Raw genomic sequence first — 22,093 nt, forward strand, 5'->3', positions numbered from 1 at the left:
TGTTGACTCGATCCCGATCAGAAAAGGAACGTTCGATGCAGTATCATTCAGACTTAGACCAATATCGACCGTTTCAGCATCTTATTGCAGAGATGCTGCGAGCCGAAATCCCAGCCGATGCCACCGCCGGTCACATCGATATTGTCCTGCCTATGTCGCTGACCGTGCTCTATAGCGCTTTCCGCTGCTCCCTCCCCAAAGAAACACCTGCGGCGACGTTCGCATTATTTCTCGAACGTCTAGAAATGCTAGATTGCGCATCACTAAATGCAGATGATCATCCGGCTCCAACGCTGCATGGGTGGTCGTTAGTGCGACGCCCGACATCGCTTTGCTCAGCCATCGGATATACTACAGATCATCCGCAGCTGCGATATGGCTCACCGATTGTGACTTCGGTTGTTTGCAGAATTGACTACGATCAACAATGGTTGCGCACGTGGAACAGATTTTATCGTTTAGAAGAATATGATGCATCGACGCTGGACGCTTTGAAAACGGCCGGGCTGCTGAAAAGCGACGTCACGCTCAGCACGATCAGTGGACATAGATCAGCGAGATAGACGCCACAACGTAGCGCGGCGGGTGAGGAACTGCGTCAGGACATCCGATACATCCATGCCGCAACACTTATTTCGGGTCTGGATCAATGCAGGAGTGCAGCTCTGCTGGTGAGGTCACTTCTGGGGAGCGTAGCGCTCTTCCAGAAGTGCAACTGCCTTCTCCAAGGTTTCACCAAGCCCCCAGCCCATTTGATCCGCCAATGCGCAATAGGCAGAGATTGTCTCTGGACGAGCCTTGAGGTTGAACTGTGCGTTCCGACCTGTTCTACGCCTGCGCTGCGGGACCACTTCCACTACCTCACTAGCCGAACTTTCGGCCGCTTTCGGCTCACGGCTCCGGAAGCCGGCAGCCTCGGCGGCCCGATTTGTCTCTCCAGAAGGCGGCCGTGGCACCGGCGCCTGACGCGGCTGGAATTCACTTAGATCAAGGTCGTCAAGAGGGTCCCCAAACCCCAGATCTACGCGCTCACGGCTCATGTTACTTCACCTCCACTATCACTCGGGCGGCCTTGAGCCGCGCCACTACCTCGCCGGCGAAGACCCGGGCGTTCTCGATTGCTTTATCGACATTGCTGACTTGGGTCCGGTCCAGATCCGACAATAGTCCCCCGTAGTCGAGGATGTCCCGATAGGCGGCCCGTTCGACGATAGATGTCTCAAAAACCGGGATCCCAGCCTGATCAAGCTGGTCCCTCACGTTCCGGATCGCCCGAGAAGCCACTGCCGCACTGGTCCGAGTCAAAAGAACAGCATGGGCAATCTCCCTACGCGTCATCCGTGCCTGATTTCGGATAAGCCGGATCGTCTTGGCGGCACCCTTAGCGTCCATGGAAGACCCTTGCGTAGGAATGATCACAAGGTCGGACATGCCGATCGCATTCGCCACCATCAGGCTGGCGGTCCCTTCTAGATCAATCACGACAAACTGCGCCTCTGCAGCTGCCACTTCGATCTGATCGACAATCGAGTCCTCAGTGACACTGCTAACAATCGTCACGTTCGCTGGCCGTCCCGGAAGCGCACCCCATTGCGAAATCCACTTCTCAGGGTCAGCATCAATAATCGCCACGCTGGCACCACGGCTCGCCAGTTCCGAAGCAAGCAAGAGCGCCGAGGTGGTTTTGCCAGCTCCACCTTTGGGGTTTGCGAAAGCAATGACTGGCATGAGCATCTCCCTGTCATAAGAGTGAATAGAACCATCTATACAGTATCTGGTAGCTACCTGCTAGCTTTATATATCTAGTAGCTACTTAGTAGCTACTAGATATCTATTAAGAAGTGTGGATTACTATCCATGTCACGGAGCACGATTGTCAGCTTGCGAGGCCCTCAACGTCGATTGAAGGCCTAAAAGTGAGGAATTCGGGGCGCGGTTTTGTATTGCCAATACTAAATTACAACATACTGTTTTATAATGACTTTATTCATTTATCCATGACTCGTTCTTCCAGTTAATGTGAGGAGTTCGGGGAACTGTGAATGAAATTGCTTAAGATCTTTCACAGTTTCTGATCCTGTTCTATTCTGTACCTTGTGATGAAGCATGATCCGACCACAACACTTAAGGTTTTGAGCCTGAAGCCCCGGCGGGATCAGGCCACGAAGCCGGCTGAACTAATCCAGATTACTGGCCATCAAGCACTGACACTAAACGCGCGCCGTTCCATCACAATCTTATGGCACCATGCACACATGCAAGGCGTCGCGGAAGGTAAAGACTATGCGATCGAGATCGACGATCTGAAACCGGACAGCCACAAGGGATATGAACAAGTCGAAGAGGCAATCGAAGCGCTCATGTCGACAATCCTGAAGGTTCGACTGTCAGACGGTAAGACGCGACGTGTGCAATTCCTGGGAGGAAACGATCTGGATGATCCGGATCGACCTGCAGGCGTCCTTAACTACAGCTTCGACAAACGTCTTGTCGAGATCCTACAAGATTCCGCTATCTGGGGTAAGATATCTATCCCGGTACTAATGGCTTTCAGCTCAAAATACAGTGTTAGCTTGTATGAACACATCAGCCAATGGACTGGGCTGACCCGCAAAAGCTATCAAGATCTTACACTTCGCGAATTCCGAGACCTACTAGGAGTTGAGGAAGGAAAATACGCGGCATTCGGTGCCCTCAATAAACACGTGGTCAAACCTACAGTCCTCGAAATCAACGCACTCGCATCATTCGGCGTTACGATCATCCCGGTAAAAACAGGAAAAATGGTCACGCACATCCGGATCGGGTGGTGGCAGAAAGAAAAGGCTGAGGTGGATGCAGCCTGGCGGGAGGTCCATCGATCAAAAGTCGGGCGAAAAGCTCGAATCTCAGGAACAGTGACAACCGTGACCGATCCGTACCCCAGCCCGAGCCGTCTAGCTCGAAAGGGCAGGGAGGATGCACGCAACCTGATCGACGATAGTGATTAAACCAATCAGGGCCTGTGGATAACTATGCAAGATCGCCCCGAAAACCTCACTTTAACGACCCCAACTTCTCACATTACGCCCCGAAAACCTAACATTACCCCCCCAAAACCTCACCGAAGTCCCCGAAAACCTCACTTTAAATATGATAAGCATTTGATTTAAGTAAAAAAATCACTGCTGAATCTTTGAACTTTGAACTTTGAATCAAAGAGAAAGATTTTCAGGTGAAGTAAGCCGGGGCAAGAGTCAGTCGACTAAAAAGCAACTGAAACATTACAGATGACTACAACGCGACTGAATCGTTACGGGCGACCAAAATACGACTGAAGCGCTATAGATGACCTCAATACGACTGAAATCCGTTGCTAAGCATGGGAGCGCTCTGGCGGCAGCCATCTATCTAACTGTTTACAAATCCTAAATCCGTTTTAGCGAAAACGTAAATCCTGCTTTAACCACGCTGCCTTATTAAGATTTCATCTTAATAAGGCAAAGATTTATGACGTTTACTACTTTTACAGACACTGGATTATCCAACCTTGCGGGGGCAGGCTTGTTGAGCCGGGCTACGCTTCAGACGCGCTGGCAGTGCAGCAGCCATGCGTTTTTTCAACGTGCCGAAGCAGATGGGCTTCTTGTTGCCCGGCGGTTCGGGACCCGCGTGGGGTATCGATGGGATGATGTTTGGGCTTTTGAAGGCGGCCAGCCGCCAGAAGGCCTTGAGGAAGCATACTCCGACGATCTGATCACGCCGACACAACTCGCACGGCTTTGTCCGCTGCAGCCGGCTACGCTGCAACGGAGGGCAGGGGCAGGCGAGATACCGCATCGCCGCATCGGCCGCTTCATCCGTTTTGTGCCCCTTGAAGCCCAACGCTGGCTGGAGAGCTGGTCATGAGCGCGGCGTTTCAATCTGAACAACATCTGTTCTTGGAGTCCTTGCCCATGCGGGTCTCTGAACGGAACGGACACGCAGCTTTTTGGTCCAAGGTTCGGCACCCGTTCCGTTCAGATCCAACGAATGCACAGCGCGGCGCAGCAATGGGGAATGTGAGCCATGAATGATCATTCAAAGCCGCAAGTGAATACTTTGCACGATGTGCTGCTGCTTTTGCCGCAGCTTTACTCCGATAGCTCCGCAAAAGTGTATCAAGCAGCTTTTAACCGGGTTGAAAAACTGACGGGTCAGAAGCTCGCTATGCTGCCGGCGGACGACAAGGCATGGGCGGATTTGTCAGGAGCGATTGTCTGGGCAGGGCAATTCAAAGGGCGTACGCAGGAAGCCACTGAGCGGGCTTTTGACGCGTGGCAAGGCAAGATCAGCGCAGCCATCCGTCGCGCGAAAGAGCATGCAGTGCCACCACCAGCTACAGACAGCACCACTTCTCAAGCTTGGGCGCTCCTCTCGGGATACGTGAAAGAAGCCGAGAACAGCTTCAATTCTGAGGGAAAGCGGATCTTGGCAAACATGTCGTCACTTTCAATCCAGAATCTCAAAGCGCGGCTCCAGCACGTGCCGCCTGCAGGGGTCACGCACGAGGTGGCAGAAGCGGCTCTGCTGGCGCTGCCGTCAGACAAGGTTGCTACGTTCCGGCGCTCTGTCCGGTTCCTTGACCGACTGATCGCAGAGCGGAAGCGCCACGGCGCAATCGACGCGCTGTTGCCAGCTGCAGCTATTGGGCCGCTCCGGACCCTGCGCGACGCACCGACGACTTGGTCACGCTTTTCTCCATCATTTCAGTCTTCGCTTGATCAGTTGATCAGTGTTGGCATCAGGGGTCGGGCACCAGAACACGACCGGTTCGACGGCAAGCTTGGGGACGATCCCCTCGCAGCCCGTCGCGCAGCTCGCAAGCACCGTCGCAAGTCGGTAGGGAACCCCGAAGCAGCGCGGAAAAGCTATCTGTCGGCGCTTTCATGGCTCGTCCGGCATGCATCTTCCGATAGAGATGACATCTATGCTTTGTCGGACATCACAGATCTGCTGACTGCGGAGCATATCGATAGTGCGGTGCAGCGCTTTGTGAAACGCACTGCACAGGATCCAGCGCTGATCGATGCGACAGGAACCTCGTCACTCGGCACATATCTTGCTACCCTGTCGACCATAGTGCGCAGCAACGAATTGAATGTGGAAATTCTCAATGCAATTGAGGATGCCCGTTGGGAGCATGTTTCGTATCAGATGAACGAGATGTCGTCTGAGCGGGAAGCGTTCGTGAAGAAACTCGACCGGGATCCAGGCATCGTGCGCACCATCTTATCGGGTCCGCGCACGTTGATGCGGGAAGCGCAGCGGGATCAGGCGCGATGGGATACTTTGTCATCGGCCGCAAAATATCGTTGTCTGCATCTTGCTATGGCAGCGGCCATGCTTGGCCTTCAGCTGGGACGTCCGTTGCGCACGAAAAACGTGCATGAACTGACGATTTCAGGTCCCTCAGCAGAACTTCAGGCGCCAAACAACAAGAACGATCAGGCTTGGATCGATATTGCACGGAAACGTATAAAAAACAGGCGATTAATCGAAAGCCCGTTGCCCGATGCAAGTTGGGATGCGCTGCGCATCTGGATCGACGAGGGCCGCCCACGCTGGATCGCGTTGGAAGCTGTCATAGACAACGATTTCTTGTTTCCTGGCTCGTCAGCCGTCGGTGCCGTCTCCCGACAGACGATCAATAAAACATGGAACCTGGGTATGAACCGTCTTGGCGTCATCGGCATGACGCCGCACATGATGAGGCATGTTGCAGCGACGATACTTTTGGCAAGGTATCCGGGGCAGTACAGTGCTGCAGCTGACTTACTCGGAGACAGCACGGAAACTGTTGAAGCCTTCTATGCCCGGGGGGCTGGCAAGGCCGCCGCACGGCTCTTTGCCGACGTGCTTGAGGAACTGGACCCCTCTCTTAAACTAAGCAAGAGGGGCCGGTGATGGAGCGTCAGCTCAGATCACGCCAAGCACGTGCGCAGACGCTGTTAGCGGGTATGCCGGACGTGCCAGAAGACGTCCGGCAAAGGTTCGCAACAGCGTTCCTGATCAAGGATCCTGCGCCGCGCGGCATGCCTAAAGCGCTGCAGGCGTTCTATGCGCATATGAGAGCTGTCAGGAGGGTTCCGGCGCAGGTTCGTGCAGATGACTTCATAGCGCTGTCGGCGTCGCGTACAGCGCATCGTGTGCTGCTCGGCGCCCTACGACAGTTTGCTCCAGAGGTACCGCTTGCGGCGGCCCGGACGGTCTCCAAGCACTGGGATCACTGGCTGAACAGCACATACAACAAAAAGCCGCGCAGTCGGCGGGTTTCTACGCGAGTGGCCCTGCTACCAGACGACTGGCCCGCAGCATGGCAGGTCGGGGTGCCATTGCTCGAACAAGTGGTACGCGTTGAAGGCAAGCGCCTGCGCACACTCACGCCGAAGACACGGGAAAATATCTTGCAAGCAGTGGGCATGCTTGCTGCATCGCGCCTTTGGGCTGAGGCAAGGGGTGTTGTGACAGGCGACACTTTTTCCGACGATTTGTTTGAAGCTTTCGTAAGGTTCATGCTGCTCGAACGCGAAGCCAGCTCCCGGACGGTCGCAGATTATCTTGAACGGATCCAGATGTTCGCGCAGCGAGCACAGCTGCTGGTAGAAAGTGGACGGACGGTCTTGAGCGATCTGATTGGTACATTGCGTGCGGATGCCGCCGATCACGAGCCCACAAAACGAGCAAAAGTCAGGGCGTTCCGCAGGGAATTCACGCTGTCTGACATGCTGCGACGTGCTATCGCCCTCGGCGATGAAGCTGCGGGTGCCCCGGACGGCACCTTTGAGGCCGAGCGTAAACGCCGCGCGGCGGTGATCCTCGCCTTGCTCGTCAATACAGCTGACCGGCAAAGGGACATGTCCTCTCTGGTCATAGGAGAGACAATCCAGCGCAATCCAGACGGCCTCTGGGAAATACGGATCCGTCAGGCCAAGACGGGGCGCCGCAAAGAACTCGGGCCTCTGTGGCTACTAACAAGCGTGCTGATTGATGCCCATGTCCTCGCTGGCCGTCCGCACTACTTGCTGGACCACTGTCTGAACGAATCCACAGGCAGTAATCTGCTGTCGCTGACACGACAGCCCTTCAGCACGTACTATCCAACCGCGATTTTGCGTGAGGAGTTCGGCATCTCCGGTCATCTGGTTCGTACGCTTGTGACAGATCTGATCCGCAACGAGCGCCCGGATTCCGCCTGGGCGGCACAGCACATGCTCGGGCATTCAGGTAGGTGGATGCAGCAAACCTACCGGAGTGATTTCAGAGCGACGGCTTCCGTGAAGCTTTATCATGATGTTCTGCTGTCATCACTCGACCGCTGATGGTGCGACGTAAGATTGGGGAAATACGATGGACAGAAACTACACAAATATATGTAGTTTCTGTCCATCGGCTCAAAGGTTGGTGACAGAAATGTACGAAACCTGGCTCTTAGTGAGCGAGATGTTCAATAGGTGATTGCTTTGTAGGGTAAGCTGCGCCTAGCTCTCACGCGAACGGGAAAGTGGTCAATGCACCGTTTATGTATGGTGCGTCTCTATGTTCATGCTATGTTCTCTTCATGCCGTATCGTCCGCACGTCCATGGCCTCAAGTTCGTTATTCGTTTGTCGCATCTGGCAGCGACGGACGTGCTACGCATCCGTTGTCCATCCTGTGGGCACTTGTTCTCGGTAGCGCCGCACGAGTTGCTTGCCCGCTTTCCTGCACTCATGCCAATTGTAAATCTGGAAAGTAGTATGCGTTGCAAGAAGTGTACCCATCGAGGTCCCATGGGTTGGCACATTGAGCGTGCTTTCCCGCCAGTGCAGTAAGTTAGCCGAGTCAGAGCCGGCGAAGTTCGGCTTCGATCAAAACTGCAAGTTCTTCACGTTCCACAGCAGACATCGCGGAAATAGACATCACAGTCTGGTTCGGACGTCGTGCAACCGGTCCACGTTCGCCGGCTAGCAGGCGTGAAATCTTTGTGTAGTCAAAGTTGCCGGACTTTTCTACAACCAGCCCGATCTTTGCCCAGTAAACGATCTGACCTGAAAGCGACCGGCCGTGGCGCTTGGATTCAGCGAGGGCATCCTCAATGAAAGCATCGTCCGAGAACTTTACAGATCTTGCCATGGCACACCCCCCAGTTTCGCATTAGCATAGTTCAATCAGTCTCGAAGAACATCATCGACTGAAACTCAGCAGCAGTCTCACATCCAAAGCGGGTTGTTGGAAATGTCCCCCGCGACAATCAGTAAGTCGGGATCGCGCGCTCGGTTGGCCTCTTCAAGCCCTTCTCCAACGAACGAGTCCACAGCGAAACGATCCCAATTGTCGAGGTGTGGGTCGGCGACTACGGCGATCAGGCTCATTTAGGCTGCTCCGTTTCATGCACTATAGTCGCAACCACGTCATCTGAGGCATTATAGATCTCATCATTCTGAAAAATAACAATATTCAAAGGAAACGTAACGCCGAAGCCTTCAAGAAGGCGAGGGTTTATGACGCGATGCGGTGAATTTCAGCGAAAGATCGAAAATTGGCGGTGTGATGACGGTGGAGCGGCAACGTGTGGGTTGCCACGAAATTCGCCTAACAATCTGATTTTTATAATTAAAGGTGTAGTTCCGCTCGTCGTCGCAGGTAATGTAGTGCGTGGTTTGAGGAATTATGAGTGGTTCAGACCGCGTAATCCTGGGAGTTATAGCCCACTCCGGCTGAGTGAATTTCCTCCGTGAGATCTGATGTGGGGGGCACAGTTAGGTTGGCTCCGCATCCGCTACACATCATGCTTTTTAAGAAACATCCTATCGAGGGCAGTTCATCCTGTCGTGCGTGACCTAATCGTCGCGGACCAATCGACCGGGCTCCGTGGCAGCAGTCATATGCCGCATTTGCCTGACTACCGGTCCAGCACCCCGAAGGTGAGGCATGCGCCAGACAATCTGGCCCGATCTGCTTCGCATCGTATGCCCTCTCACCCAATGAGTTCTGCGCGGGACAACGTCGCCTCGGCTAGTCGTGAGATCTTCTTTCATGGCCTCCATCTGGCCGCGACCAGCCTTGCCCAAAATGATCTTCGAGATGAGCGTGTTAGGAAGCGCTTTACCTGAACGTTCAGCCTGCCGCCTTAATTGCCTGGGGTAGAGCGAGACATTCTCCACATTGAGCATGCCATCGTGCCGCAACAGGGTAGCGACCGCGACAGCTAATCCCAGAAATGTTCTGTTCGATATTAACTCGTCCTCAATCATTCCTTCTGGAACCGGCATGCCGACGGCGGCAAAGAGGTCACTCGTCGGTGTCGGCACCGTGGTGGCTCCCATACCCTGTGAGATCATAACGCAGTTGCTTGGACCTACATCATCTCGGCGCAGCACAAAGCGCTGGGTGTAGATTGTATCGTCGAACTGCGTGACGACACCAACAGGCAGCTGATCGCTGGAACTTCCGGGGGGCTGGATAATCATCGTCGGAAAGGGAAGCCTCACCTGTGAATAGAGCTCCTCAAGCCCATCATGTTTCATCTCGTTGATTAGTTCGCTCATCATCCAGAAGGCATCAGCGTCAATCTGGAAATGCTGTGCATCTTCAAGATTGACCAGTTGCCGGTGCCGATAATCCAGCAGGCGATCCATGAGGCCATCGGGCACATCAGTTGGCCTGACGTTGCGCATCTGAAGAATCTGCCGGGGGTAGTCTTCAAAGAAAGGTTTGAGTTGCTCGATCATGTATCGCTCCAGCCAATCGTCAAAGCAGAACCGGCTCGCCAGCTCAGCAGCGGTTTCCTCGCCCTTCAGGGCTTCCAGCGCCACCCTCGCATTGAACTCGGGCGCATGTTGTTTGCGTTTCGACATCTCTGATCTCCTTGGTGTTGAAGATCAGCAAACTGCAAGTCGTAGCTTATGTTAGTGTCCGAATTTCGGGGGGTAGATCAGACATACGCGCTTCTCCTTGGTTCTAAAATTACCAAGCAAAGCGTCTACAAATCTAGGAGCACCTCAACTTTCGGCTATCGTGTGAGAAAGGATCGTCACTAATGCAACGAACATTAATACAGACAGAACCGCGAAAGTGATGCCCCACCAGTCAGGTTTTGCCATAAACCGTGCCGCGTTATCCTGACGAGGCTCACGGTGGAAACGCCTGGGGCCGATGAAGGCGGCGAATGCAGAAAGAAACAATGGCGTAGTTAGAACTGCCATAACTAAAGCCGCAAGCAAAAGAGCAATGCCTGCTAGAGAAACTTCAAAGTTTTCAGCCGTATTTATCGCGGTTAATGAGCGTTCACCCAAAACGCCTGCGATACCAAGTCCGGCGGCACCTTGAAGAAGGCGCTGGTGTAGAATCTCGTAGCCTTTGAAACGATCTTCGACGTCCGACCGGAGCTTCCAACGGTCTCTCTGAGGTTCCGGTACGTTGCTCGACCTGGAAGGTTCACTAGTTTCTTGCCCAGCAGTAGAGTCTTGTGTTTCTGCGTCGTTGTTCATCGATCCGCTCCTGATTGCGCCTAAGGATTTCAGAACATTTATCGAGCGTATGAAAGAGAAATTTAAAATATTTTTTAGATTCCCTCTTTGAGCCCTCTGAACCGCGCGCCCTACTGGGCACACCTGCAGCCCAAGCCGCACAAATGGGTAGCTGTCCGGCAACTCTATACTAGAGCCTTTGCGGCAGAAACGGTCTATTCTGCCTGTGGCAGAAACGGTTGAGTTTTGACCAGCGTGCGACTGACAGCGGATTTTCACCGGCACGCTGGTCACGGTCCGCAGTGCGGGACAAAGCCTACCTCCAAAAAAACACCAGCCTGACATTCATGTGTCAATCGGCACCTGACGTTTCAGGCACCTTCCAATTCAAGAAGATGCCGCACGCCTCGTGCCGCAAAATCGGCGCGCGGGACATCGAGCGCGTCAGCCAAAGCAACCAAAGCCGCGACGTCAGGAGCAACTTTGCGTCCTTCGACCAGCCCCGCATACCAACCCGAGTCTACTCCTGATCCACTTGTGTCTGAGAGGCCAATAAGTTCGGCTGCCCTTTTCAAAGCCAAGGGAAAGGGGACCGACGGATCGGCAAGCGTCTCACGAGCAGCCTTGCGCTGGCGGTCGGGGGAAGGGCCAGCGGCATTTGGGATAAAACCCCGACGTTTTCTGAGCCATTGCAGGGCATCGTTAGCCGACAGCCTATAAGAGGACTTATCTTCATCGGGAGAACTCGATGGTTCCAACTTAAAACCTTCTTTGCTGAGAGAGGAACGCACGGTCGTTTCTGACATGTTCGACAACAGAGACAATTGCCTGACAGTCAGTTCGCTATCCTGGTTCGCCCAGAACCATCGGGCTTCAGCCGTCTGCAGTATGCGTCGGAGCGGAAGATCGTTCGCAGGGTCAAGGCCAGTCGGTTCGTTCTCACTGTCGGTCAACGCATAGCCACCGTGAAGCAGTCCACAAGCTATCTCGAATGCATGTTCACCTGTAAAATCCTCCCACCCGTCGAGCTGATTGGCATAGCACCAAGCGGCACGTGCATGACGATGAAGGCCGTGGCGGGTTATATCGATGCTGTCAATCTCTTCAGAGCTCATGTGGTTCTTACCGGCGGTCTCGACCGGCTGGCCGAGAAAAGCATTCACGGTCGCACCATCGTCTTGAGGCCCGAAGGTCTGAAGAATGGACGCCATTGCGATGATCGCCTCACGCACCTGAGCTTCGATCTCCGGCCAGTCGTGCGGAATGTTTGTTTCCTTCTTCATGCTGCCACCTCTTTCAACGCACCGATTTGTGCCACGAGCGCTTGAAATGCGCTTAGGAGCTTAACAGAGTTTGTCTTTTTCGAAGCAAGCCCTGGCGACTTTCGTCCCAGAAACACGGCGACGCGCTCGGCATTCGCACCGCTTGGATGCGGCAGTCCGCCCAGAATTCTTTTCCGGTCGAGCAGGCCTTGTCCGGCGAGATGCCGCAGAGCCGCCTCTGCACGGGGGCCAAGGGGAAGCCAGAGCGCTTCAGGCAACATGCGGGCCTCTTCTGCAAGGTGGGTCTCTACCATCTGCCGCAGGAGTGGTGTCTTGAGCATATCAGGCGCGCCATTGTAGTTCTGGCCGCCGACAAAGACCGGGTAGCGCAGGGCGGAGGTGAAGTGCACATCCTGCGAGCCGGGACGAAATATCTCTGACGTGGAGCGGACATCCAAGTGCTCTGCCACACCGATAGCATCCAGCATCGCTATCAGGTTGTTCCTGATGGGACCGCTGAAACTGCCGGTCAGCTTGGCCTCAATAAGGGCTTCAGGGATGGTTCTGCCTCCCTTGAGCGCGTTCTGAGCGGATGACAGGGCATTTATTGCCTGCACCCGGCCCGGGGTAATGCCCACGATCACGATCTTGGCGTCCCGGACGATGTGGTCGAAGGGAGCATAGGCAACCCGGAGGGGGCCTTCCTGAGCGATAGTCATGGCGTTGCTGTCCAGCATGTCGGCAGCAGAGTCATCAGAGAAGCGCCCGAGATGGGTCGCGGCGAGGGAAAGATTTTGTTCCAAGGTTTGGGAACTCCGGTGAGGTGAGATTATGGGCGACGATGACGGCGAGTGGACCGCGCCGCTGTAATGACGGTGCCGTTGTGGGATTCGACGAGATAAGTTCCCCGATACCGAACGAGATCTTGGCGGCGACGCAGGTCACCTTCGGCTATAAGGTCGAGTGTTGCGTCATCCAGCATCAGGGAGAGTGCGCCGTGTGAATGCACAGGCTCTCCGTAGGACTGGATGAGCCGAAGAATATCGATCGGCAGGTTGCGTTGTGTGCTTCGTTCAGTGGCGTGGCGTGTCATCCGCATGCGAATCTCCTTTGGTTATGCAGCCATATTGCAGTATAACTTTATGCGGTCAATATAAAAAGTTATACGGTAATATTTCTATATATTATTTATATGTGGGAGACGGTTTGTCGTGCCAACGCTGCGGCCTTGCACCGCGTGAAAAGACGCTGTCAGGATAGAGTTCATGACAAGCTCATTGGGGGCTTATGCCCGGGTGCGATGTGGAGGCCGACCGTCAGGCGGTAGCCATCAGTGAGGCAACTTGGTGTAGCTTAGTCAGTCTCGAAAAACATCGTCGACTGCAACTCTGGCTGGCTGCCCCGTTCATGCCTGTAGCCAATGGATACGCATCGAACGTCCGTCTTGCCGACAATTGCCCGGCATCGCCGATGCGAATGACCAAAGAACCATGCGTCTGGGGCGGTCTCCAGGATCAAGTCATCGAGATCGGAGTGAAACGATGGTGTTACACTGTCGATCTCGCCAGCAGCAGTCGATCGGCTCGGTCCATGATGCGTGATGACCACGGTTTTGCCGCCATCGCCAGCGAAATGCGGCGCGCGCAATGCCGCCTCTAGCCACTCCCGATGATCATGATGCACTCTCAGCGTATCTTTAGGTGTGATGTATCGTGTGTCTTGCTGATTGAACGGTAAGCCGGGAACTTTTGCAGTTTCAATATACCGGTAGTCATTCATGATCTGTGACGCCGCTTCGACCGCCATTCGAACATTTCCGATCAGCGCAAAATCTGTCCAGAGCGTGCAGCAGAGGAGGCGGGTCTTGCCAATCCTGATCTCTTCTTTTTGGGCAAAGCGCATCCCGACATCTGAACACATCTCTCGTAAGAGATGGTCGCCATCCAGTCGGAAACCGTAGTAATCGTGGTTGCCGGGGATGATAATGATCTTTTCTCGCGTGATGATCTGACCCAAGCGTTCGAGGGCCTTCTTCCACATCCAAAGCGGGTTGTTGGAAATGTCCCCCGCGACAATCAGTAAGTCGGGATCGCGCGCTTGGATGGCCTCTTCAAGCCCTTCTCCAACGAACGGATCCATAGCGAAACGATCCCAATTGTCGAGGTGTGGGTCGGCGATTACGGCGATCAGGCTCATTTAGGCTGCTCCGTTTCATGCACTATAGTCGAAACCGCGTCATCTGAGGAATTATAAATCCCATCATACTGAAAAGTAACAGCATTTAGGTGAAACGTAAGGCGGAAGCCATCAAACTGGTACCAGTTCTATGTCGCAATAATGGTGAATTTCAGCGAAAGATCGAAAACTGGCAGAGCAGGGATAGTGTAGCGGCAACGCGTGGATTGCTATAAAATTCATCTAAATTATCGTTTTTAAACATTAAAGATCTAGTTTCGCCGTCATGCGAAATAATGAAGTGCGTGGTTTGAGGAATTACGGGCGGTTAGTCTTCCTGACGAGCTGGTTTTCGCGCATCGATGATGCGCGCAGATCTGAGATGATGCATGCCGGTGGGGCAGCTCGTTTTTTTGGGAGTATTCCGCCGAACTTGCCTGATATCTGACTTATCGGTCAGGTCGCGTTAATCCTGTGCGGTCTCCCAAGCGTGGTAGGCATGCAGCCAAGCCTGATCGGTGCCGCCAATCGGTCGCTCGATACAGCGCATTTCCAGCGGCTGCTTGCGCTGCTTCGACGGTCCTTCGCCAGGGCCGTTCCGGGTATAACCCGGCACGAGTTCACCGTCCCGCCGATGCGGCGGCACGATCACGCGACCATGGTTTCTGGACACGATCATGCCCCGGGTCCAGTCGGCAATACCGGCCTTGGAGCGATCCTCCTGCATAAAATGCCAGCGCCTGTTGGACCAGACAAATAGTCGGCCTCCCATTCTCACCACGTGGAATCCGTCCTGCAGCGCATCGGCGAGCAGGGCCTCGAGCTTGCGGTAGTCCCGGTCACCGAAGACGGGGTGGCCCTCAGCCGATCTCAGGAGGGTGCCGTAGATGTGGTCGAACCGGGCGTCACGTAGGAGACCCGCCGCATCGGCCCAGAGACCGCGCACGACGTCCTTGCGCCTGGCCTGCGTCAAGGCGGGCAGGCTCAACCTGAAATCGGATGTGCGAGTCAGAAACGGGTAGCGTCTCAGGATGAAGTGGTCCTCGATCGCACCGGCGATCTGGATGTCATAGAGATTATCGTCCGGTGCAAGCTTGAAGGAGGTATCGCCCCCGAGCTGTATCCGGAGCCGGTCGATAAGCCGCTCGATGGCCACGAGGCTCATGCGGCGACCGGTCCGAGCCTCTTCGCTTCCGGCGCCGTCCATGTAGAGCTCGCCGACGGCATCACGGATTGCGCGCGCCCTGGTTTCGACCCAGTCCGACAGCGAATTATACCGCTGCGGGAGCTGACGGAAAGCGCGGCGGCTTGGCCGTGGCTCAACGATAAGGCCGGCCTGCTCGCGGATTCGGAGATTGAAGAGGCTGAGGTCGGCGGAGAAAGCCGGGTCGCCGTCCAGTTCGCGGGCGCCGCGCGCGATCGCACGCGCATCGAACCGCTTTCCGCTGTAGAACGCCGGAAGATGCACCTGACTCCAAACTGTCCCGTCTTTGGAATAGAAAAGGCGGAGCACATCTCGATCGGCTTTCGGGACCTGTATTGCGACATGTCGCAGATCGGGGGAACCAGCAAGAACCTCCTCCAGCGCGATTTCGACCGCGCTGGCCCAGGAATGGGAGACTCCGCGAACCTGTCGGCCGCTTACCATCCTGTGGATTTTAGTCGAATAAGGGGTTGTGTCGGTTGGTGCGTGAATAACCATTGCGTCGTGTTAGGAGCATTCGAAGAAGGTTGCCACTCCCAAGTTTCGGCGCAGACTCAATGAACGCAGAGGGGACAAATGTCAGATACTATATGTGGGATCGATAGGCGATCGATCGAGTGGGTTATCTTAAAGGCCCTCGGGAATTCCGGTGCTCTGAAAATCCTCAACTTCGATCAGATATCCACGAAGACGGGGCTCGAACGAAGTCAGGTCAGGTTTGCATGCCGACGTTTGAGAACAGCAGGACTGGCCAGCTACGAAACAGGTGGATCAGTCGGGGGCGGATACCAAGGGGCCGGCTATATGATCACGACGCAGGGCGAGAAGGCCCTTGACCCTTATCAGCCAACCTGAACCCCATATAGAACTTTCCACAAACGGTCGTTTTTGGATATAGGTGCTGAACGGCAAGACATGCCAGTAGAGCTGGAAAAGGCACTCCCTCGCCAAGGGAGCGCCTCGTTTTGTCAGAGGTCAACGCTTATGCGGATTTTGGACGGGTCCACTCCAAAATGCACGGCTAAGCCTTCACGAGCTTGTTCCGGCGTCATCGTGAAAGCAGCGGCCTGCTTAGTTGGCGTCAAATCAAATGTATAATCAGCGAAATGCACATCGAGCGGTTTAATCGTGCGCATTCTGTTATCTCTGCTGCGGCCTGGCTTTTCTGCGAGCCAATTTTTATGTCCCTGCTGGATGTGCTCTAGCAGCTGTGTCACAGGCACCATCCAAGCGGACAGGTTATCAACATCTTTCCCGGTTACCATAAGGCAATAGTCTACATCGTCAAAACTTGGGATGTTTGCGTCAGCGTCGCCAGAATCGGCGGTGAACTGGACTGTCCCGTGTACGGTATTAACCACTAACAGGCAGCGTTTGCCGTCAATTTCAACTTCGTAACGACCAGCGTGCCGCTGCAGCAGTTTCGCGTTCGGTAGCATTTTCAAAATTGCTTCTTTACGTTCGGTAGCTTTCATAATTTCTTCCTATTTAAGTTAATACCAATGTATACTAATATATATGTAAATATGTCAAGTATAATATAGTATGACTTGGTATAATTATTCGCAGCTACGCATTTTTAGAGGCGCGACGGTGTGCGGCCCTTTGTTCAAGAGCGCTGCATCGCGGTTGGCTACAGAAATTCAATCGCCGCCTTCGTGGAAAGTGCGTCAGCGAACAGACTTCTGGTGGTGGCAAGATCGGCGGCAGTCCACTCGATGGCACCTGTGTGGCCCAAGAGTTTGGTCTGACTGAGCAGCTTGACCTCCGCCGTTGGCGGCGTGGAATTGAAGTCGATCCCTTCAAACTGCAATGTCCAAGCACGTTTGGGCGCGTAAGTGGCGACAGCGGTTGTCGGCTCCATGCAGATGTTCATGGCGCGAAGCCTGGTCGCAACGCTCGGGTATAGGAGGGCATCGGCTCGCGGCCCGGGCCGACCCAAAGCATTTGGGAGCCCGAAGGTCTTAAGTACCATGTTTCCGAGAGCGATCGTTGGATAGTAGCCCCGAAAGTTCTCCTGTGGAACGGTCCGAGTGATAGCGTTGGCGATCCATTCGTCCACTGCGAGGAAACGGTCAAAGTCATCTACGGTGGACCTGATGAAATCGTATTTGTGAGAAACCTCTCCGATCTCGAGCGCCACGTCTGGAGACAGGTACCGGGCCATACCTGCGACCTGCGCGAGTCGGCGGGACGCGGAAGAATAGTTGCGGAACCCGAACATCGTTAGCGTGACGATCTCACCCGGTTTCGATCTAGCTTCCAGCATGGCAGTCACTGGATTGTCTGCCGCGTAGAAGCGGCTCTGGCCGACTTCATTCAAACGACCATTGGCCGTAACGACGTTGGCGGGTGGTGCTCCCAGTTCCTTTTGGTGGTTGAATATAGTCCCGTCTTCGGGGCGAACGCGAAACACGTACGGCATCGTGAGGCGGAACAGGTGTTGGTAGTGATACCTCAGCGCCAATTCAATTGGCCATTCCCACGTCATGACAGTTGCGTCCTCTCGGACTTTGTTGAGGACGGTCAGCATGTCCGAACCATCGAGCATCGGAAAAACTGATGGATTCAAAATGTTATGCAGGGTTCGACGTAAACCAAGTGGAAGTCGCAAATGATGCCCCTTTCGTTACAGTCTTAAATACCCTCAAACCAATCTGGTTGAATCTGAACCTGCTCGATCATCTTTGATGTCACACTGAGCTTGTTTTCCTTAAGGAGTTCGCAAAGCCGATCATCAAGTCAATCGCAATTGCGCCGTCGCGGGTGACCTCATCCGAGGCCTGGCTGGTGAAGTGTCCCGTGGTGATGAACAAGCCTTTGTCGGCCCGTCCTTGCAACGCGCCACGAAAATCACGGATTTCCTTAGATCTTACGCTTCCCTTCCACCGCTTACACTGAAAGTAGACTTGAAATGACACGAGGTTCACGCGTAGCACGCCGACACCGTCGATCCCTCCGTCGCCGGACTTGCCGCGCACCTCGACCTTGGTGAAGCCTGCCTCGCGGAGAAGGCGCTGTGACAGCCGCTCGAATCCATCAGGTGGCATTTTTCCCAGAACGGTCAAGAGTGCGGATTTCCAGTCTTACTCATCTTCTGGGCCGTCATCGGTCGTTCTGTAAGTTCTTGAAGTACCGATGCAATTGGCTTCTGAAATGGTTTCAATATTAACGCCGCTGAATTCGAAGTAAAATCTGACACGTGAATGCTCCAGATAGCTCCCCGCCATGGTGCATAGATCTAACTAAAATGCACCTGTTTTCCGAGTATGGTGAGTGAGCCAAAAGCGGTGGTTTCCGCGTGCGACTGATCGCGGACCTTCACCGGCAGGCTGGTCGCCGTCCGCAGGACTTTGCTGCCGTTGACGCACATGAGGCCTTCAGCCATTCTGCCGCGCCTTTGGCATGAGCAAGGCTGTCTTCTGATCAGTATTGCCAAAGCCCACTTTCCACGTATGTTACACTTATGGAACATACGTGGTGCAGACATGGAAAATGATGAAGAGACCCTAGATGGACTTATCCCCCGTCGATCGCCGGAGCGTCGTCGTCATGAGCTGATTGAAGCCTTGGCAGAGCTGCGCTTGACGGCTTGGGGTTTGGTTCGGAAACTCGAAAAGTTTGGTGATGACAGGCCCTCGCAAGCGATCGCGCGAAGCATTGAACGCATGATCTCTGGTGAAACGAAGGTGTCAGCAGAGATGTCGGTCATCCTGTCCATGCTGCTTCGTCAGCACAGGCGTCTAAACGAGCGCTACGTTGACCTTGAATGGAAGGTCAACGAACACGGCACGCATCACGCACAGATCGATAACTGGCACGTCTACCTGGCACCGCAAACACGCGGCCGGTGGCTTCTATCATGCGCTGCCGGTCCTACACGCCAAGACTACAGCCCGCCGTGGGGGCACTGGCTCGATAGCTTTGAACTTGCCAAGCACAAGGCGCTTGTCGAGGTTGAGGAAGGCATGAATGAGCTTGCGGAAATCAATCACGAACACCGGCAGCGCGAGACGTCGTAACTTTATACCCCGGTGCGATGCTACCTGCACTAAAGCCACCGTTTGTTGAACGGTTGCCGAGTGTCCGCTGTGTGGGACGGAGCGGGCTTTCGCTGCGGCTGCTCCAACGGCCGCTTTTTGCAACCTTCCCAAAGCGGTGGTTTCTGGAAAGTGGTGCGGACGCAGCAGAGGTGCATTCGAACTAGAACCTATTCGCGGTTTAGTTCCCACCCCATAGTGTCTGCCATTGACGATGGGATGATGACTAATAGGATGCGAGAAAGCATCAGGCTGTCTATCGTGTGCCCATCGTTAGCGTCACCAATTGTGTCCAACCCCGCATCGCGTAGATGTCTGAATATTGAGCTATTGCTTTCGTGGTAGCAGTTGGCAACTTTACTCCAATGGAACATCTCTGTGTTTGCTTGAGACGGAGTATTGATTGCCGTCACAAGTCCAGCCGCCGCGCTTGTACATTGATCAGCGATGTTTGCCAGCTCCCATAGGGAAAATTCACGTGTCTGCGCAGCTCTGTTCAACCGCGCCATGTCTGTTGTATCTAGTTCGCGCGTGAGCCACTCAAGCTCGCTGGGCGATAGCCTTGGAAGCCGGTTGTCAAAGTCCTGCCAATAAGCCTGAATGGCTGACGCCATTTCGGTACGCTGTTCTTTGTTGGCATATATTTCAGAAAACGGGACCGCCGCGTACGCTCGTCTAGCCATATCTACGTTTGTGTACGCGCTTACTGAGGTCCCCAAGCACAAAAAGAATGAAATAATATATAAGCGCAATGAAACCTCAGGTTTGGTGGGGTTATTGAAATCATAAGCGAAGTGTCACAAGTTTGCACACTACCCTAGCTATGAACAACACCCTATTCCACGTAGCACTTACGAAAAACCGTTCTAAAACACTCGTTTGTGGAACAGGCACAAACCACCCCGATTGAGGCCGCCAGAAGCCCCATTAAAAACCTAAGGGGCTGTTGAAGGTTTTTCGGCACTTTCGTGAGGGCGGGCCTTCGTGCACAGCGCAGAATCTTTAAACATGGGCTCCAAGCCGACTTGCAGCGGTGCAGTATGCTGATTTACACCCTACCGGCAGCACTGCGGGACGAAGTGTGAATCGTTGCACCTTCGCCAACGACCGCCTTTGAAAAACGGCCCGCAAGGTGTATTATACACTCGTCCCACCTTATAAGCGAAGGGGGGATCGGAACAGGACCAGAAAAGAAGGTTCTTGACCCTACCTGCCCAACTGCAATGCTGTGCGTTGTAGGAGGACCCGAATATGCTGAGGATAAACTGTGCTTAACGGCGCAAAAATAGCGAAGATTGAAGCGCGACTGGAAGCGTTAGAGGCAGAAAGCGCAGCCAATCGTGCCGTGTTGCTCTGCATTTCAACGTCACTTTCGGCAAATGATCGCGAACTCTTAGCTATGGCGATTTCTGCGGTAAAAGCCAATTGGGACTTGAGTGACGATATACCGGAAGGCCACAAAGCAGCTTTGGTGCGCGTCACTGAAATGCTTGCCGGAGGGATCAATCTAGCAGATGATCACGGCTTAGACTGATTGGTACGAAGCGGTCTATCGCGGCATTCGAACCAACAACCGCTTATGTTAGACCTCCACCTCTTTGACGAAATAGTCATAGTTTGGCCCAGCGATTAGTAGTGTCTTTCCGAGCGGACTTTGCGCGTCCCTCGCGCGATTGTAGACTCCTATCGGGTCCTTGGTCTCCGGGTCAGTGTTTAACGCATCACGAGCCTGATCGCGTCGATGATCCTCGCGCATATCGATTATCTGAAAAGGATCATAGAAACGCTTGGAGTTTGACCGAAGGCAAGAACTGATCACAGCGTCATCATCCAAGTCCTGGCATATAAGCCTTTCCAGCAAAAGACGCAGATTGATACTTTTGGGAGCGCGCAGTTTCTTCAAAATGCTACTGTCGCTTGCGTACTGGGTGATCAGATACTCGGTCTTCTTAGCCATCATGCTTCCTTTAACGTTTGACTCACAGATGTTCGCCAAAACAAAATAGCTGACATTCGTTCTGAGCGCAGCATCAAGTCGTTTGGGCTCGGTCCCGACTTTCGCCGCAAATGTCATGAACGGCCGCTTTGGACAAAAACCCCTGGTCACAATGTGCGGGACAAATACGGTCATTTTTGACCGGACCGTCCTGCCTACCGGATTTCAACAAGTTGACCGGGACAAAAACCCATGTCAAAACCAAAGTACTTTTGGGAGGTTTTTGTCTATGATCTTGGGGTATGCGCGGGTGTCGACCCGGGACCAGAACTTGGACGGCCAGTGCGACGCCCTCGCCGCCGCCGGGGCGAAACGGATTTTCGCGGACACGATCACGGGGACCGCCCGGGTCCGGCCGGAGCTGGACCGGCTTCTCTTAGAACTCCGGGCCGGGGATGTGGTCGTCGTTACGAAATACGACCGCGTCGCCCGGAGTCTCAAGGACCTGCTCGAAATCGTCGACCTCATCCGAGCTAAGGGCGCCGGGTTCCGGTCCCTGGGGGAGGACATCGACACGACTACCCCGGCGGGGCGGCTGGTATTTCATGTTTTTGCCAGTATCGCCCAGTTCGAGCGCGAGCGGATCGTCGAACGGACGAAAGAGGGTCTAGATGCGGCTAGGAAACGTGGCCGGGTCGGGGGTAGGCCCCCTGCCCTCTCACCCGCCCAGAAGATCGAGGTCAAACGAATGCGGGACGAAGAGCACCGCGCGATCCCGGAGATAGCCAATTTGTTCAAAGTTAGCGGCAAGACGATCCGTAGAGTTCTCTAATCACTTATGCCCCCCAAAGAACTTGAAAGTTATGAGCTAAGGTCGTCCATCATGGCATTCTTATTAAACTGCTGAAGTCAATGGTATCGAGGCAACCTCAGACAACAGGGGCTCGAAAAGTTTTAGAGGCGTTTCGGTAAAACTTTCCGCCGTCCTAGGGCCAACGATTTATAGAA

The 22,093-nt window shown here is 54.2% G+C and carries 23 protein-coding genes; 8 read left to right on the top strand and 15 right to left on the bottom strand.

Translation table 11 applies throughout. From position 1 onward, the window contains the following. The first annotated feature begins 35 nt into the window (after window positions 1–35). Entirely contained in the window at window positions 36–563 is a 528-nt protein-coding gene (locus VOY09_RS07380) for a DUF6634 family protein (RefSeq protein ID WP_322896132.1), read from the top strand. 478 nt (window positions 564–1,041) lie between these two features. Here VOY09_RS07380 and VOY09_RS07385 read toward each other — a convergent pair whose 3' ends face one another. Next, on the bottom strand, window positions 1,042–1,728 hold the full coding sequence (locus tag VOY09_RS07385) for a ParA family protein (RefSeq protein ID WP_322896134.1): 687 nt from the start codon (window positions 1,726–1,728) through the stop codon (window positions 1,042–1,044). Between the two features lie 371 nt (window positions 1,729–2,099). On the opposite strand from VOY09_RS07385, the gene VOY09_RS07390 reads away from it, so the two are divergent. The 4 genes from VOY09_RS07390 (at window position 2,100) to VOY09_RS07405 (ending at window position 7,340) form a co-directional block, all read left to right on the top strand. Beyond that, entirely contained in the window at window positions 2,100–2,990 is an 891-nt protein-coding gene (locus tag VOY09_RS07390) for a replication initiation protein (RefSeq protein ID WP_322896136.1), read from the top strand. Between the two features lie 499 nt (window positions 2,991–3,489). Beyond that, window positions 3,490–3,888, top strand: a complete 399-nt coding sequence (locus tag VOY09_RS07395; protein ID WP_322896138.1) for a helix-turn-helix domain-containing protein — start codon at window positions 3,490–3,492, stop codon at window positions 3,886–3,888. Window positions 3,889–4,047: 159 nt separating this feature from the next. Beyond that, window positions 4,048–5,925 (top strand): tyrosine-type recombinase/integrase, encoded by a 1,878-nt coding sequence (locus VOY09_RS07400; RefSeq protein WP_322896140.1) that lies wholly within the window; start codon window positions 4,048–4,050, stop codon window positions 5,923–5,925. Continuing rightward, a complete protein-coding gene (locus tag VOY09_RS07405; protein WP_322896142.1) occupies window positions 5,925–7,340 on the top strand; it encodes a hypothetical protein in 1,416 nt (471 codons plus the stop codon). Before VOY09_RS07400 ends, VOY09_RS07405 begins: the two co-directional genes overlap by 1 nt. Window positions 7,341–7,841: 501 nt before the next feature. Here VOY09_RS07405 and VOY09_RS07410 read toward each other — a convergent pair. From VOY09_RS07410 to VOY09_RS07470, 13 genes are all read right to left on the bottom strand, one after another. Beyond that, on the bottom strand, window positions 7,842–8,132 hold the full coding sequence (locus VOY09_RS07410) for a TA system antitoxin ParD family protein (RefSeq protein WP_322896144.1): 291 nt from the start codon (window positions 8,130–8,132) through the stop codon (window positions 7,842–7,844). Between the two features lie 77 nt (window positions 8,133–8,209). Continuing rightward, complete coding sequence (locus VOY09_RS07415; RefSeq protein ID WP_322896146.1) at window positions 8,210–8,371, bottom strand: metallophosphoesterase; 162 nt, start codon at window positions 8,369–8,371, stop codon at window positions 8,210–8,212. A gap of 468 nt (window positions 8,372–8,839) precedes the next feature. Further along, window positions 8,840–9,856, bottom strand: coding sequence for a hypothetical protein (locus VOY09_RS07420; RefSeq protein ID WP_322896191.1), 1,017 nt, complete (start codon window positions 9,854–9,856; stop codon window positions 8,840–8,842). A gap of 144 nt (window positions 9,857–10,000) precedes the next feature. Then, window positions 10,001–10,489: a hypothetical protein gene (locus tag VOY09_RS07425; protein WP_322896148.1), complete on the bottom strand. Its 489-nt coding sequence runs from the start codon at window positions 10,487–10,489 to the stop codon at window positions 10,001–10,003. Window positions 10,490–10,839: 350 nt separating this feature from the next. After that, the gene (locus VOY09_RS07430) at window positions 10,840–11,751 is read right to left on the bottom strand and encodes a hypothetical protein (RefSeq protein WP_322896150.1); all 912 of its coding nucleotides are present in this window, start codon (window positions 11,749–11,751) and stop codon (window positions 10,840–10,842) included. Then, window positions 11,748–12,533 carry a hypothetical protein gene (locus VOY09_RS07435; protein WP_322896152.1) on the bottom strand — a complete coding sequence of 262 codons (786 nt, stop codon included), beginning with the start codon at window positions 12,531–12,533 and terminating at the stop codon, window positions 11,748–11,750. The genes VOY09_RS07430 and VOY09_RS07435 overlap by 4 nt, the downstream gene beginning before the upstream one ends. A gap of 26 nt (window positions 12,534–12,559) precedes the next feature. Next, window positions 12,560–12,829, bottom strand: coding sequence for a hypothetical protein (locus tag VOY09_RS07440; RefSeq protein ID WP_322896154.1), 270 nt, complete (start codon window positions 12,827–12,829; stop codon window positions 12,560–12,562). Between the two features lie 254 nt (window positions 12,830–13,083). Continuing rightward, window positions 13,084–13,926, bottom strand: a complete 843-nt coding sequence (locus VOY09_RS07445; RefSeq protein WP_322896156.1) for a metallophosphoesterase — start codon at window positions 13,924–13,926, stop codon at window positions 13,084–13,086. A gap of 445 nt (window positions 13,927–14,371) precedes the next feature. Beyond that, window positions 14,372–15,418 (bottom strand): hypothetical protein, encoded by a 1,047-nt coding sequence (locus VOY09_RS07450; protein WP_322896158.1) that lies wholly within the window; start codon window positions 15,416–15,418, stop codon window positions 14,372–14,374. 659 nt (window positions 15,419–16,077) lie between these two features. Next, window positions 16,078–16,584 (bottom strand): hypothetical protein, encoded by a 507-nt coding sequence (locus VOY09_RS07455; RefSeq protein ID WP_322896161.1) that lies wholly within the window; start codon window positions 16,582–16,584, stop codon window positions 16,078–16,080. Window positions 16,585–16,742: 158 nt separating this feature from the next. Then, window positions 16,743–17,723 carry a hypothetical protein gene (locus VOY09_RS07460; protein ID WP_322896163.1) on the bottom strand — a complete coding sequence of 327 codons (981 nt, stop codon included), beginning with the start codon at window positions 17,721–17,723 and terminating at the stop codon, window positions 16,743–16,745. Between the two features lie 79 nt (window positions 17,724–17,802). Continuing rightward, window positions 17,803–18,177, bottom strand: a complete 375-nt coding sequence (locus tag VOY09_RS07465; RefSeq protein ID WP_322896165.1) for a restriction endonuclease — start codon at window positions 18,175–18,177, stop codon at window positions 17,803–17,805. A gap of 173 nt (window positions 18,178–18,350) precedes the next feature. After that, window positions 18,351–18,497 carry a hypothetical protein gene (locus VOY09_RS07470; RefSeq protein ID WP_322896167.1) on the bottom strand — a complete coding sequence of 49 codons (147 nt, stop codon included), beginning with the start codon at window positions 18,495–18,497 and terminating at the stop codon, window positions 18,351–18,353. Between the two features lie 100 nt (window positions 18,498–18,597). Here VOY09_RS07470 and VOY09_RS07475 point away from each other — a divergent pair, with 100 nt between their 5' ends. Together VOY09_RS07475 and VOY09_RS07480 are read left to right on the top strand one after the other, a co-directional pair. Then, entirely contained in the window at window positions 18,598–19,131 is a 534-nt protein-coding gene (locus VOY09_RS07475) for a hypothetical protein (RefSeq protein ID WP_322896169.1), read from the top strand. A 1,285-nt stretch (window positions 19,132–20,416) separates the two neighbouring features. After that, entirely contained in the window at window positions 20,417–20,683 is a 267-nt protein-coding gene (locus VOY09_RS07480) for a hypothetical protein (RefSeq protein WP_322896171.1), read from the top strand. Between the two features lie 48 nt (window positions 20,684–20,731). On the opposite strand, the gene VOY09_RS07485 is transcribed toward VOY09_RS07480, so the two are convergent. Further along, the gene (locus VOY09_RS07485; RefSeq protein WP_323811273.1) at window positions 20,732–21,106 is read right to left on the bottom strand and encodes a hypothetical protein; all 375 of its coding nucleotides are present in this window, start codon (window positions 21,104–21,106) and stop codon (window positions 20,732–20,734) included. A 268-nt stretch (window positions 21,107–21,374) separates the two neighbouring features. Here VOY09_RS07485 and VOY09_RS07490 point away from each other — a divergent pair, with 268 nt between their 5' ends. After that, window positions 21,375–21,917 carry a recombinase family protein gene (locus VOY09_RS07490; RefSeq protein ID WP_322896175.1) on the top strand — a complete coding sequence of 181 codons (543 nt, stop codon included), beginning with the start codon at window positions 21,375–21,377 and terminating at the stop codon, window positions 21,915–21,917. Window positions 21,918–22,093 lie beyond the last annotated feature (176 nt).

It is taken from the genome of Yoonia sp. 67-2 (assembly GCF_035117555.1).
Taxonomy (GTDB): Bacteria; Pseudomonadota; Alphaproteobacteria; order Rhodobacterales; family Rhodobacteraceae; genus Yoonia.